The following is a 13,517-nucleotide window of genomic DNA, read 5'->3' on the forward strand; positions in this document are numbered from 1 at the left end:
TATATGGACATATTCAAAACTTTTATAGCAACCCTTGGCAACAAAACAAAGTCTCATAAATTACCTGTTAATTCTATTTATGACATTAGTATCAACGCTCTTAATGGCACCCCAATAAATTTATCTAAATTTAAAGGAAAGTATATGCTATTTGTAAATGTTGCTTCTAAATGCGGTTTTACACCACAATATCAAGATTTACAAAAATTACATGAGCATTACGGTGAGAACTTACAAGTTATTGGTGTGCCTTGTAATCAATTTGGAAAACAAGAACCTGGTAATACAGATGAAATCAAATCATTTTGCGAAATTAATTATGGTGTTAGTTTTCTAATTACTGAAAAATTAAATGTTAAAGGTAAAAACCAACACCCCTTATACACTTGGTTAACTCAAAAAATTAATAACGAAAAAACAGACTCTACCGTTAAGTGGAACTTTCAAAAATATTTATTAGACCCAAATGGTAACTTAATTGATTTCTATTTACCTTATACCAAACCATTAAGTAAAAAAATTATTAAACATTTATAATAAACATAAAAACTTATTGCTATGTTCTCATTTTTTAAAAGAAAATCTAAAAAAGAAAAATTAGAAATAAAATTCAAAAAGCTTATGCAAGAATGGCATCAACTATCATCTGTAAATAGAGCTGCTAGTGATGAGAAGTTTGCAAAAGCTCAATTAATTGCGGCTCAAATAAAATCTCTTAAACATGAACAACTTGACTAAGTACATCCTTGTTTTTTTAACTATTAATTTTTTAGCCCTAGCTTTAGGCAATTGGCTAATGGCAGGTGGCCCTCAAAAAGACTGGTATTTATCATTAAACAAAGCCCCATGGACTCCGCCTGGGTGGGTGTTTGGTGCTGCTTGGTTTACTATTATGGTGTGCTTTTCCTTTTTCATGGGCCACCTATATAAACTACACCCTAAACCCGAAATTATTATACTGTTTATCATCCAATTTATATTAAATATAAGTTGGAATTACGTGTTTTTTAATAGGCATTTAATTGGTGTAGGATTTATTGTAATTCTTATGCTTACCGCTGTTGTAGGTATATTTATGATATTATACCGAAAAACTTTAAGCTCTACCACCCTACTCATTTTACCCTATTTTATTTGGCTATTAATAGCTTCATCTCTTAATGGCTATATTTTCTTTAAAAATTAACATGAAAATTTATACCTTACATAAAACCCAAAAGTTACCAATTTCAGTTACTGAAGCTTGGGATTTTCTAAGTAATCCAAAAAACTTAAAAACAATAACACCCAATTACATGGGGTTTCACATTCTATCTGGCGCAGATAAAACCATGTATGCTGGTCAAATAATTCAATATATAGTAACACCTGTATTAGGAATTAAAACCAAATGGGTTACAGAAATTACTCATTGTAAAGACAAGGTTTATTTTATTGATGAACAACGTTTTGGCCCCTATGCGCTTTGGCATCATAAACATTTTTTAAAACCCATTGATGGAGGTGTTGAAATGGAAGATATAATAGATTACAAACTGCCTTTTGGGTTTATTGGCCAAATGTTTCATCCTATTTTAGTAAAACCTAAACTAGAAGAAATCTTTAATTACCGCCAGAAAAAATTAATAACATTGTTTGGAGAATACCAAATCTAAAAATTTGCTACATTTTAATTAAATAAAATATTTAACTGCATAATTATAAAAAAAGGTTAAATATTTAATTTCGTACAAAAAATACTTTAAAAAAACATAAGTTTGGGAAATTTTGTTATATTGTGAAAATACAATAAAATTTATTGTAATTAGTATTAATAATTGAAAATGACTATGGAATTGATAGATAAAGCTTTAGAGTTTGAGCAACGCAAACACACTTTTAAAACTACTAGCGAGCGTATTGAATCGTCTCGTGAAGTAAAGGCACTTATTTTAGAAATAAACAATGTTTATAAAGAAAATAAAGATCCTGAACTTATGGACTTAATGAAACGTTTAACAGTTATAAAACAAAAAATTGAAAAGCGTTTAAAAGGTAGAAATGTATAAATGTTAACATACTCTTTAACTAAAACAAAACGCCTCAATTTTATTGAGGCGTTTTGTTTTAAAGTACTCTAAGAATATTTATTCTAAACGTTCAATTTTAGCACCAATAGCACGTAAACGTTCATCTATATTTTCGTAACCTCTATCTATTTGTTCTATATTCATTATAGTTGATGTTCCTTTAGCAGATAAGGCAGCAATAAGTAAGGACACACCTGCACGAATATCAGGCGAGGTCATAGTAGTAGCTTTTAACGAAGATTTAAAATCATGACCTATTACTGTAGCTCTATGCGGATCACATAAAATGATTTTAGCTCCCATATCTATTAACTTATCTACAAAGAACAAACGACTTTCAAACATTTTTTGATGAATTAAAACACTACCTCTTGCTTGGGTTGCTACTACCAAAATTATACTTAATAAATCTGGTGTAAACCCAGGCCAAGGTGCATCAGAAACGGTTAAAATAGATCCATCTATAAAACTTTGTATTTCATAGCCATTGGTATGCGCTGGTATATGAATATCATCACCTTGTTTTTCAACGGTAATACCTAACTTTCTAAACACATTTGGTATTAATCCTAAATCATCCCAAGAGACATTGGTAATAGTTAATTCACTTTTAGTCATTGCAGCTAAACCAATCCAACTACCAATTTCAATCATGTCTGGCAGCATGGTGTGATCTGTACCTACTAAACTTTCTACTCCATCAATAATTAACATATTAGACCCAACTCCACTAATTTTGGCTCCCATTCTATTTAGCATTTTACAAAGCTGTTGTAGGTAAGGTTCGCAAGCCGCATTATATATAGTTGTTTGTCCTTCTGCTAAAACCGCTGCCATAACAATATTAGCAGTTCCTGTAACAGACGCTTCCTCTAGCAACATGTAAGTTCCTTTAAGTTTTTTGGCTTCTACACCATAAAACTGGTCTTCTTTACTGTAACCAAATTTAGCCCCTAACTTTATAAAGCCTTCAAAATGGGTATCTAACCTACGGCGTCCTATTTTATCGCCACCAGGTTTAGGAATATAACCTCTACCAAAACGAGCTAATAGTGGCCCTACAATCATTATGGAACCACGTAAGCCACGACCATCAATTTTAAATTCGTCAGATTCTAAATATTCTAGGTTAAGATTATCTGCTTGAAATGAGTAGGTACCTTTTGAAAGTTTTTCAACCTTAACACCTAGTTTTTTTAGCAAATTAATAAGTTTATTAACATCTACAATATCTGGTATATTATAAATGGTAACTTTTTCTGGAGTTAGTAAAACAGCACATAAAATTTGTAATGCTTCGTTTTTTGCACCTTGTGGTTGTATGCTTCCTTTAAGTTGATGACCACCTTCTATTTTAAATACTCCCATGCTTTAACTAATAGCGTTTTCTTTGTCTGTTCTTTTTATGGTGTTTTTTGCCAGAATACTTGGTTTTGGTTCTTATTAAACTTGAAGCATCTGATAGATCTTCTTCTGAGTCTCTAAGGTTTATTTTTCCATCAGATAACTCAAATAAATGATCATAAATTACAATATCTTCAACAGTGTCTTTATTCCAATTTAAAAAACACTTTTTCATGTGGTTTGCAATAGTATAAACCAAGGCTTGTTTAAGTTCTCCTTCTTCCCAAGTATTTGCCACATCAATCATGGTTTTTATATTGTTTCCGTAAAAACGATATTTTGGATGATTTTGGGGGTATTTTAAAGGCTCTGGGCGTTCTGTTAATAACTCTTTTGTTGGTTTTGTATAGGGAGAATCTACATCTAATTCAAAATTAGACATAATGAAAAGCTGATCCCAAAGTTTATGCTGAAAGTCTGGAACATCACGTAAATGAGGCTGCATATTTCCCATTACAGATATAATGGCTTTAGCAAGTTTATTACGTTCTTCTCTATCTTCAACGGTTTTAGCATGGTTTATCATTTTTTGCATATGACGACCATATTCAGGAATAATTAAATGCTCCCGTTCTGTATTGTATTCTAAAGTATTTGTCAAAATAATTGTGTGGAATTAAAATTTATGCACGTAGTTATTTATGCTTTTGCAAAATACAAAAAAATTCTAAAGACTTATAACGCCTTCAACTTTTTCTGCAACTTCTTTATACTTTTCTATGACACTGTTTGGATCTCTCATTAATAAATTAACAGATACACTGGTATATTTACCGTTTTTAGACTCTACAGTATTAATAACAGCTCCCATATTATCAAATATAGCTTCTATTTTTGCTATTTTTTTAATATCTGATTTTACAATGAATTTATACAAATATTCTGCTGGCCAACTGGTAGTTTCATAAAGTTGACTTCTTAATTTTTTATAAAATTCTTCTGATTTTTGTGATGCATCCATAGCTATTTTATATGCTGCAAATATACACTTTCATGTATTTATTTTGTTGTTTTTTTAATGTTTCATGTAGGCTTGGGGAATCTAAATTAACTTCTCCTATTATTTTTTCAATAATTTTAAATGCGCTGATTTCAATTCTATTTTTTTTATCAATTCTAAATTCCGATTTTTACAGATAAATTATAAGGTATTGAGAGCAAAAAAAGTTGTAATTACAGGAGGCCCTGGAACTGGAAAATCTACTATTATAAATGAGCTTATTAAAAGAGGGTTTTATTGTTTTGAAGAAATATCAAGACAAGTTATTCTAGAAGCTCAAAAAGAAGGTATAGAGCAGCTCTTTTTAACAGATCCGTTATTATTTAGTGAGCGTCTTTTAAGTGGCAGACACAAACAATTTATTGAAGCTCTAAATGCTGATTCTGACCTTGTTTTTTTAGACCGAGGTGTGCATGATGTATTGGCTTATATGGATTTTATTGGAGATACTTATCCGCAACATTTTGTTGATGTTTGTAATAGCAGCACTTATGATTGTACCTTTATTTTAAAACCATGGGAAGCTATTTACACTAGCGATAATGAGCGTTATGAAAATTTTGAGCAGGCATTAAAAATTCATAAACACCTTTTAAACACTTATAAATCTTACAATTACAATTTAATAGATGTACCATTTGGTACTGTGAAAGAACGTACAGATTTTATTTTAAATTCGCTTTAATGGCTTATGGAACACCCAATTAACATATTAGAGCGTTATTGGAATTTTACTTCTTTTAAAAATAATCAAGAAGCCATTATAGAATCGGTTATTGCAGGAGAAGACACTTTTGTTCTTTTGCCCACTGGTGGTGGTAAATCGCTATGTTTTCAAATTCCGGCGTTAGCAAAAAAAGGTATTTGTATTGTTATTTCACCGCTTATAGCTTTAATGAAAGACCAAGTACAAACCTTAAACAATAAAGGTATTAAAGCTTTAGCCATAACAAGTGGTATTTCTCATAATGATTTAGATACACTTTTAGATAATTGTATTTATGGCAATTACAAGTTTTTATATTTATCTCCAGAGCGTTTACAACAAGAGTTAGTACAAGACCGTATCAGGCAAATGCATGTAAATCTTATTGCTGTAGATGAAGCACATTGTATCTCTCAATGGGGTAATGACTTTAGGCCTGCCTATAAAAACATTGCTCTTTTAAGACAGCTACAACCTTCTGTAAACGTTGTAGCATTAACCGCTTCGGCTAAAACAGAAGTAGTTGAAGATATTATTAAAGAACTAGATTTTATTCAACCTAAAATCTTTAAACAATCCTTTCTAAGACCCAATATTGGTTATATGGTTTATCATGAAAATGATAAATATTACAGATTAGAAACCATTTTAAAAAAATATACACAATCATCTATTGTATATGTTAGAAATAGAAAATCTACCCTAGAAGTTAGTTCATTTTTAAATTCTAAAAATATTACTGCTACTTATTATCATGGAGGACTTTCGAATGCCGAAAAAGAAACCCATATGGCAGCGTGGTTAAACAACCAAAAACAAGTTATGGTTGCTACCAATGCTTTTGGAATGGGTATTGATAAGCCCGATGTAAAAACCGTTATTCATATAAATTTACCCGAAAGTATTGAAAGTTATTTTCAAGAAGCAGGAAGAGCTGGCAGAAATGGAGAAAAATCTTTTGCTGTTATTTTAAAAAATAATAGCGATATAGAATTAGTTAAAAACCAGTTTTTAAATGTTTTACCAACGGTAGATTTTATAAAACAAGTATACCGAAAACTCTGTAACTACTTTCAAATATCATATGGCGAAGGCGCATATACCACGTATGATTTTAACTTTAATACCTTTTGTAAAACATATAAATTTAGTTCTGTTTTATGTTACAATGCCATTCAAATACTAGATAGAAATAGTATTATTAATCTTTCTAAACAGTTTAAAAACAAGGTTACCGTACAATTTATAATATCTAACACCGCTATTTTTAACTATTTAGATCATCATCCAGATTTAAACATCATAATTAAATCTATTCTTAGAATGTATGGTGGTATTTTTGATCACGAAACAAAAATAAACACACTTAAGGTGGCTGAAAAAGCGTCTGTTACAGAATCTACTATAATTAATGTATTGCAAAGGCTAGAAAAAGACCAAGTTATTAGCCTTAATTTAGCCAAAACTGATGCACAAATAACTTTTATACAACCTAGGGAAGATGAAAAAACTATTAATAGAATTGCCACTACTGTAAAACAACAAAACAATATAAAACAAGGTCAAGTCAAAGCTATCTTAGATTATATAGAAAATGATAGTGTTTGCAAAAGCATGCAACTTCTCTCCTATTTTGGTGAAAAAAAATTAGAACCTTGTGGTGTTTGTTCTGTATGTATTGCAACAAAAAAAAAGACTAAAAAAGTTGACTACAACACATTAAAAAGCCGTATTATTGAACTCCTAGAACAACAAGGCGATTTATCATCTAGAGCAATCGTTTCAAAATTAAATTGCTCTGAAAAAGATTTAAAAACTACATTAAAACTTTTGTTAGAACACCATATTATTACAATAACAAAAACAAATACCTATAAATTAAATCCATTATGAAAGATTTAAGCATTGTTTTTATGGGAACTCCAGATTTTGCTGTTGCCACCTTAAAAACGTTAGTAGATAACCATTATAACATTGTTGGGGTTATTACAGCCCCAGACAAACCAGCAGGCAGAGGCAGAAAGCTTAATGAAAGTGCTGTTAAAAAATATGCTAAAGAAAACAACCTTAACATTCTGCAACCTACTAATTTAAAAAGCGAATCTTTTTTAAAAGAACTAAAAGCGCTTAAAGCCAATCTTCAAATTGTAGTAGCTTTTAGAATGTTACCTAAAGTAGTTTGGCAAATGCCAAAATACGGCACGTTTAATTTACACGCCTCGTTATTACCAAACTATCGTGGTGCAGCCCCCATTAATTGGGCTATTATAAATGGCGAAACAAAAACGGGTGTATCTACCTTTTTTATTGATGAAAAAATTGATACTGGTGAAATGATTCTTCAAGAAGAAGTTGCCATTGAGCCCAAGGAAAATGCTGGCAGTTTACACGATAAATTAATGATAACCGGTAGCCAATTGGTTTTAAAAACCGTTGCTCTAATTAAAAAAGGCTCTGTTACAACTAAACCTCAAGTTGATACCGATGCCATTAAAACTGCTCACAAACTCAATAGAGACAATTGCAAAATAAATTGGAACGACACCATTGATAATATTTACAATTTAATACGTGGCTTAAGTCCATATCCAGCCGCTTGGTGTACATTAATTAATGGTAATGAGCAATTAGATATAAAAATTTATGAAGTAGAAAAAGAAATTGAAGCCCACACTTTGGAAATTGGTAGCATAATTTCAACCAAAAATCAGTTAAAAGTAGCTGTTAAAAATGGGTATATATTAATAAAGGAAATAAAACTTCCGGGTAAACGCACAATGCATGTAGGATCTTTACTAAATGGTTATTCTTTAGAAAAAAATGCTAAAATGCTCTAAACCCTTACTAACAGTGATATTAGGAAAATATCGGTGAAATACACCACCTTTATTAACAAATCTCCTAAGTTATTAACAAATATGGGTTTTTCCCTTGCTATTACTTGCGTGATTGCATAATCCGTATAAATTTGTAGAGGATTTAAACAAAAATGTTTTAACCAATTTATTAATAATTAAACTTTATATTATGAACAAAACAGATTTAATCGATGCAATGGCAGAACATGCAGGAATTACTAAGGCAGCTGCTAAAAAAGCTTTAGAATGTGCAATTATTGAAATAGAAGGTGCTTTACAAAAAGGTAACAGAGTTTCTTTAGTTGGTTTTGGTTCTTGGTCAGTTTCTAAAAGAGCTGCTAGAGAAGGAAGAAACCCACAAACTGGTGAGACTATCAAAATAAAAGCAAAAAATGTTGTTAAATTTAAAGCTGGTGCAGATTTATCTAACGCTGTAAACTAATTAGTTAACAACTTATTATAACATTAAAAAGCCTTCTAAATTTGAAGGCTTTTTTGTTTCTAATAGGTAAATAGTTGCTTTTTTAATAAATAAATACTAGATTTAATTACTAAATCATTAAAAAGCATGATTACAATAAAGCCAAAAAAAGGAAATTTGTTAATCGCTGAGCCTTCAATAATTGGTGATGTTTCTTTCAATCGTTCTATTGTACTTATTGCAGACTATTCAGAAGAAGGTTCTATAGGTTTTATTTTAAATAAACCCTTAGATTACACTATTAAAGAGCTTGTTCCTGAAATTGAGTCTGATTTTAAAGTTTACAACGGCGGACCTGTAGAACAAGATAATTTATATTTTATTCACAAAATACCTGATTTAATACCAAACAGTATTGAAATATCTTTAGGTATTTATTGGGGAGGTGATTTTAACAAAGTAGCAGAGCTTATTGCTAACCATAGTATAAACGAGAAAGATATTAAGTTCTTTTTAGGATATTCTGGGTGGAGCGCTTTTCAGTTAGAAGATGAACTAAAAGCCAACTCTTGGGTAGTAACTGAAAATATATACAAAAAGAACATTATAGAAAAAGATTATAAATCTTTCTGGAAAGAAAAAATGTTAGAATTTGGTGGCGAATATAGTATTTGGTCTAATGCCCCAGAAAATCCTAATTACAACTAGCTTAATCTTATTTTAGCATTTAATTTCCCTATTATTTCTTTAGAAACTACTGTTGAAAACTGTTTCTTTCTGTATTTAGATATTGGCTGAATGCCCACAATTACATTGGTAATAAATATTTCATCGGCTTTTTGAATCTCAAAAGGAGAAACCGAAGCCTCTTCAATTTCATAATTAGGTATTTTACTAAGAATATCTATAATTTGTTTTCGCATAATACCCTTTAAGCAACCATCAGAAATTGGTGGTGTTTTAATAATATTACCTTTTACTAAAAACACATTACCGTTTAAGGCCTCTACTACATGTTTATTTGTATTTAAAATTAAACAGTTGCTTAACTTGTTTTCTTTTGCAAAAATACTACCAACCACATTTAATGCTTTATTATTGGTTTTTAAGGTTGATAATAAACTTGGAGACAGGTAATAATCTTTAAACAAATCTACTTCATAAAAATGATCACTTAAGGTATAAAAATCATCTTCTAAAGGTTTAACAGCTACTATAAAACTAACACTGTTATTTGATGGTGTGTACAAACCTCCTTCCTCTCTAAAAACGGTAAATTTTACTCTAGCAGAAGCCTGCATGAGGTTATTTTTTTCTATGGTTAAAAGGATTTGAGATTCTAAATATTCCATAGTAAAATTCATAGGAATATCCATTCTCATAATTCGCATAGACGCCATTAATCTAAAATAATGATCTTCTAAAAACAAAATTTTTCCGTGGCTAGCTTTAATAGTTTCAAAAAGTGCATCGCCATAGGCAAATCCTCTATTTTCTGTAGAAATAACCTTGTTATTGTCTAAAATAGTACCGTTAAAATTTATCATAAAAAAATCCCATTTTCATGGTTATTGAAAACAGGACAAATATAATTTAATTATATCATTTAAACTTATGCAGAACCTAATACCTGCTTTAAATCTGATATTTGATTTTCCCAGAGCATTTTAGCTTCATCAATTTCATCTTCTTCAGCAAAATCTGTTATCATTAAAGATACGTCTTTAGTAATTTCATCAACTTGAATTCTAATTTCAAAATAATAAGATGCACCCTCTTCTTCATCGGCCAACCATCTAAATTTAACCCGCTCGCCACTCTTTTTACTTAATAATTTAGCTTGCTCTTCACTATCATCCCAAATAAATGTAAATAACTCACCACGCGAGTTTACGTTATCTGAAAACCATTCTGATAAACCTGATGGTGTTGAAATATATTGATACAATAATTGCGGCGAAGCCTGAATAGGGAACTCTATATCAAATCTAATTTTATCGTCCATAAATACTTTAAAAATTTAATGTTGCCTAATATATACATTAATTGATAAGTAGCGTAATTTTTTTAATAATAATTTTAATTAGTTTATGTTTGTTGAGATAAATATTGTTTTTATATTTGCAGCCACAAAATTATGGCGAGGTAGCTCAGTTGGTTAGAGCGTCGGATTCATAACCCGGAGGTCTCGAGTTCAAATCTCGATCTCGCTACAACAGGAAAATCACCCAAAATCAACGGTTTAGTTCACTCTAAACCGTTTTTTTATGGAAAATATTTTAGATTTAATTACTTTAGAAGTCCAAAATGAACACGATTTGGAACACGATTTGGAACACAAAAAGAATTTCTCTAATCCAAAAATTTATACTGCAAACGGCGATTTATCAAAGCGCTGGTATGTATATTATTCCTTCCGAAATCCTGAGACAGGTAAGCTACAACGAATGAAAAACATTTATGGTAAAGCTAATTCTTTTAAAACCAAAGAAGAAAGACTATCAGCCTTATCACTATACAGAAGAAGGTTACTTAAATTTTTAAAAGAGGGGTACAACCCTTATGTTAACAATACAGAATTTCATAAGAATAAATTAGCTAAACAAAATAAAACTCAAAGTAATCATAGTCTAAAAGAAGAAACCAAACCTTTAGTTAAAAATTTGGTAAAAGAATCTGTACCTACCACAGAACCTACTCCTCAAGAAGAAAGAATGAGCTTAAAAGAGGCTTTTGATTTCAGTTTAAAAATCAAACAAAACCAAATTAGCCAAAGATCTCTTCAAGATTACACTTATGCTTCTGAAGCCTTTATTAAATGGCTTAAAACAAATCATCCTGAGATAAAAACCATTGACCAGTTTACCAAGAAAATAGCCTTAAAGTTTTTAAATTCTATTTTACTAAAATCATCACCAAGAAATCGTAATAATTATCGGTTAAATTTAAGTAGTTTGCTACAAACAATGGAGGATAACGAAATAATTTCTAGTAATCCTATGAAAAAGATACCTCCTTTAAAAAGCATCCCTCAAAAAAACAAGGCCTATAATTTTGAAGAACTAGAAAAAATATTCACTCATTTAGAGAAAGAGGACCCCATATTACTATTCTTTATCAAATTTTTTGCCTATACCTGTTCCCGCCCAATTGAAGTTTGTAGATTGAAGATAAAAGACTTTGATCTTACCAATAACACCATTAGGTTTAAGGCTAAAAATAGCCCTCTAAAGACAAAAATTATTCCTAAAATATTATTAGACGAGTTACCTGATTTATCAAAACTAAATCCTGAACATTATTTATTTACTCCAAAAAAAATTGGTGGTACTTGGGAGGCTGCTGAAAAAAATAGAAGCAACTATTTTTCTAAACAATTTAATACTCTGATAAAAAAGCACTTTAATTTAGATGAAAACCAAACGTTATATAGTTTTAGACATACCATTATAACAAAGCTATACAGAGGTCTGATAAAAGAATCGTCTCCTTTTGCTGCTAAAAGTGCTCTTATGCAAATAACAGGGCATTCAACCATGACTGCTCTAGAAAAATATTTGAGAAATATAGATGCAGCATTACCTAATGATTATTCAAACCTTTTAAAATAAGCATGAATTTTAACAATGATATACAAGATTTAATTATGGGGCTGTATCGCCCTAGTATCTTTTATATACCTAGTAGTTTATTCCCAAATGCTTCTGAGAAAGCTAAAGAAGGTTTTAAAGAATTTAGAGTTACAGATGAGCTTGCTGTTTTAAAAATAACAGGAGATATCTCATATATTGAAAACTGTATTCTTACTATAGAACTTCTTAATAAGCAAAACAATTTAGATAATAACATTTTTCAATTACATAAATTTCAAGATCAACTCAAAAAAGATTCTTTTGAATTTATTTTGAATAACTACCTTAAAAATGTGGCTGCTTGTAAATATGTTTATGATTGGTTAAAAAATAATTTAAACTCTATAAGTAACGTAAATGAAGAAATTACAAACCTCTTTAATTTACAGTATGAACTCACTAAACAACATATAGAAAAGTTACAAAGCCTCTTTTTAGTTACTAAACCTATTGAAAATGAAAAACTAGAAAATGTCATTGAGCACACCTCAAATATTATTTCAGATAAAAAGTTTAATACTGTTATTAAAAACATTGGAAATAAAAAATATAGAAGAAGAAAACAAAAATTAACAGAAAAAGAAGTAGATGTGTATTTATTACAAACTGTTTTTCAAGTAGATTTTTCACAAATTAAGTGAATAAACACATAAAATTACACTAATTTAGCGTAAAACAAACGTTTATATTACGTTAAAATGAAAAATCAAAAATATTATACATGCCAATATTGCTATCAAGAATTTGTACCTAAGAGAAGACGAGTACAAAAATATTGTAGTAATACTTGTCGTTCTAAGGCCTATCATGAAAGAAAAACTAAAGGCAATTTACCTGTTACATCTGAAGAAAAATTACCTAAATCTGAAAACACAGAGCAAAAAGATTCTATGAGTCTATCTGGAGTTGGTAATGCTGCCGCAGGTAGTTTATTAGCAGATGGAATCAAAGCTCTTGTAACCAAAAATGATAATAAAGCCGCTACAAAAGGGGATATAAAAGAACTAATAAATAAATTGACCTCTAGATACTATGAGGTGAAAAACATTCCTCCGAGATCAGATGGGGCTATCCCCTATTTTGATATTGAAACTAACATGATTGTTTATTTTTAAAGAAAACAACTAAGTAATTTTAACTTATGTTAAAAAAATTAAACACATAATACTCAACCATTAATCTTTTTAGAATAGAAAATATAATAATCGCTCCATTATTATATGATAATAAAAAATACACACGTATTTCCTCATTTCTAATATACAACTACCCTTTCCTTTTAATGGAAAAATCTATGAATAAAATTCAACTTTTTTGAGAATATTTCTTTTTGAACTAAAGAAATATCCATTTAAAATTTTTAAAAAAAATTTCAATTTTATAAAAACTTTTCAAAAATGTAAGAATAATTACTATATTTAGGTAGC

General features: G+C 29.8%; 18 protein-coding genes and 1 tRNA gene. 14 read left to right on the top strand and 5 right to left on the bottom strand.

All coding sequences use genetic code 11. The features are described from left to right. The first annotated feature begins 3 nt into the window (after positions 1-3). The 5 genes from J1D01_RS03675 (at position 4) to J1D01_RS03695 (ending at position 2,048) form a co-directional block, all read left to right on the top strand. Positions 4-537: a glutathione peroxidase gene (locus tag J1D01_RS03675; RefSeq protein ID WP_421149871.1), complete on the top strand. Its 534-nt coding sequence runs from the start codon at positions 4-6 to the stop codon at positions 535-537. A 21-nt stretch (positions 538-558) separates the two neighbouring features. After that, positions 559-738 (top strand): Lacal_2735 family protein, encoded by a 180-nt coding sequence (locus J1D01_RS03680; RefSeq protein ID WP_421149872.1) that lies wholly within the window; start codon positions 559-561, stop codon positions 736-738. Then, complete coding sequence (locus J1D01_RS03685; protein ID WP_421149873.1) at positions 722-1,186, top strand: TspO/MBR family protein; 465 nt, start codon at positions 722-724, stop codon at positions 1,184-1,186. The genes J1D01_RS03680 and J1D01_RS03685 overlap by 17 nt, the downstream gene beginning before the upstream one ends. A gap of 1 nt (position 1,187) precedes the next feature. After that, positions 1,188-1,655 carry an SRPBCC family protein gene (locus tag J1D01_RS03690; protein WP_421149874.1) on the top strand — a complete coding sequence of 156 codons (468 nt, stop codon included), beginning with the start codon at positions 1,188-1,190 and terminating at the stop codon, positions 1,653-1,655. Between the two features lie 174 nt (positions 1,656-1,829). Continuing rightward, positions 1,830-2,048, top strand: a complete 219-nt coding sequence (locus J1D01_RS03695) for a hypothetical protein (protein ID WP_076702080.1) — start codon at positions 1,830-1,832, stop codon at positions 2,046-2,048. A gap of 78 nt (positions 2,049-2,126) precedes the next feature. On the opposite strand, the gene murA is transcribed toward J1D01_RS03695, so the two are convergent. From murA to J1D01_RS03710, 3 genes are all read right to left on the bottom strand, one after another. Beyond that, the gene (gene murA / locus J1D01_RS03700; protein WP_421149875.1) at positions 2,127-3,437 is read right to left on the bottom strand and encodes a UDP-N-acetylglucosamine 1-carboxyvinyltransferase; all 1,311 of its coding nucleotides are present in this window, start codon (positions 3,435-3,437) and stop codon (positions 2,127-2,129) included. 7 nt (positions 3,438-3,444) lie between these two features. Continuing rightward, positions 3,445-4,074, bottom strand: a complete 630-nt coding sequence (locus J1D01_RS03705; protein ID WP_076702085.1) for a DUF4290 domain-containing protein — start codon at positions 4,072-4,074, stop codon at positions 3,445-3,447. A 66-nt stretch (positions 4,075-4,140) separates the two neighbouring features. After that, positions 4,141-4,434 carry a DUF493 domain-containing protein gene (locus J1D01_RS03710; protein WP_372937732.1) on the bottom strand — a complete coding sequence of 98 codons (294 nt, stop codon included), beginning with the start codon at positions 4,432-4,434 and terminating at the stop codon, positions 4,141-4,143. Between the two features lie 190 nt (positions 4,435-4,624). Here J1D01_RS03710 and J1D01_RS03715 point away from each other — a divergent pair, with 190 nt between their 5' ends. From J1D01_RS03715 to J1D01_RS03735, 5 genes are all read left to right on the top strand, one after another. Beyond that, entirely contained in the window at positions 4,625-5,158 is a 534-nt protein-coding gene (locus tag J1D01_RS03715) for an AAA family ATPase (protein ID WP_421149876.1), read from the top strand. A 6-nt stretch (positions 5,159-5,164) separates the two neighbouring features. Then, positions 5,165-7,072 carry a RecQ family ATP-dependent DNA helicase gene (locus J1D01_RS03720; RefSeq protein WP_421149877.1) on the top strand — a complete coding sequence of 636 codons (1,908 nt, stop codon included), beginning with the start codon at positions 5,165-5,167 and terminating at the stop codon, positions 7,070-7,072. Beyond that, positions 7,069-8,016 carry a methionyl-tRNA formyltransferase gene (fmt, locus tag J1D01_RS03725; RefSeq protein WP_372937729.1) on the top strand — a complete coding sequence of 316 codons (948 nt, stop codon included), beginning with the start codon at positions 7,069-7,071 and terminating at the stop codon, positions 8,014-8,016. Before J1D01_RS03720 ends, fmt begins: the two co-directional genes overlap by 4 nt. A 190-nt stretch (positions 8,017-8,206) precedes the next feature. Further along, complete coding sequence (locus J1D01_RS03730) at positions 8,207-8,479, top strand: HU family DNA-binding protein (protein WP_148541332.1); 273 nt, start codon at positions 8,207-8,209, stop codon at positions 8,477-8,479. Between the two features lie 126 nt (positions 8,480-8,605). Beyond that, positions 8,606-9,166 (top strand): YqgE/AlgH family protein, encoded by a 561-nt coding sequence (locus tag J1D01_RS03735; protein WP_372937728.1) that lies wholly within the window; start codon positions 8,606-8,608, stop codon positions 9,164-9,166. Here the strand turns inward: J1D01_RS03735 and J1D01_RS03740 are convergent. Together J1D01_RS03740 and J1D01_RS03745 are read right to left on the bottom strand one after the other, a co-directional pair. Further along, positions 9,163-10,005, bottom strand: a complete 843-nt coding sequence (locus J1D01_RS03740; protein ID WP_421149878.1) for an aminotransferase class IV — start codon at positions 10,003-10,005, stop codon at positions 9,163-9,165. The two genes, J1D01_RS03735 and J1D01_RS03740, sit on opposite strands and share 4 nt — an antisense overlap. Before the next feature lie 65 nt (positions 10,006-10,070). Further along, entirely contained in the window at positions 10,071-10,463 is a 393-nt protein-coding gene (locus tag J1D01_RS03745) for an START-like domain-containing protein (RefSeq protein WP_372937726.1), read from the bottom strand. A gap of 134 nt (positions 10,464-10,597) precedes the next feature. On the opposite strand from J1D01_RS03745, the gene J1D01_RS03750 reads away from it, so the two are divergent. The 4 genes from J1D01_RS03750 to J1D01_RS03765 all read left to right on the top strand — a co-directional run bounded on the left by J1D01_RS03750 (position 10,598) and on the right by J1D01_RS03765 (position 13,205). Continuing rightward, positions 10,598-10,671: transfer RNA gene (locus tag J1D01_RS03750), tRNA-Met, on the top strand. 54 nt (positions 10,672-10,725) lie between these two features. After that, a complete protein-coding gene (locus tag J1D01_RS03755) occupies positions 10,726-12,069 on the top strand; it encodes a tyrosine-type recombinase/integrase (RefSeq protein WP_421149879.1) in 1,344 nt (447 codons plus the stop codon). Positions 12,070-12,071: 2 nt separating this feature from the next. Further along, positions 12,072-12,731: a hypothetical protein gene (locus J1D01_RS03760; RefSeq protein ID WP_421149880.1), complete on the top strand. Its 660-nt coding sequence runs from the start codon at positions 12,072-12,074 to the stop codon at positions 12,729-12,731. 57 nt (positions 12,732-12,788) lie between these two features. After that, the gene (locus J1D01_RS03765) at positions 12,789-13,205 is read left to right on the top strand and encodes a hypothetical protein (protein ID WP_421149881.1); all 417 of its coding nucleotides are present in this window, start codon (positions 12,789-12,791) and stop codon (positions 13,203-13,205) included. The last annotated feature ends 312 nt before the right edge of the window (positions 13,206-13,517 follow it).

This window comes from Seonamhaeicola sp. NFXS20 (assembly GCF_049132085.1).
Taxonomy (GTDB): Bacteria; Bacteroidota; Bacteroidia; order Flavobacteriales; family Flavobacteriaceae; genus Seonamhaeicola.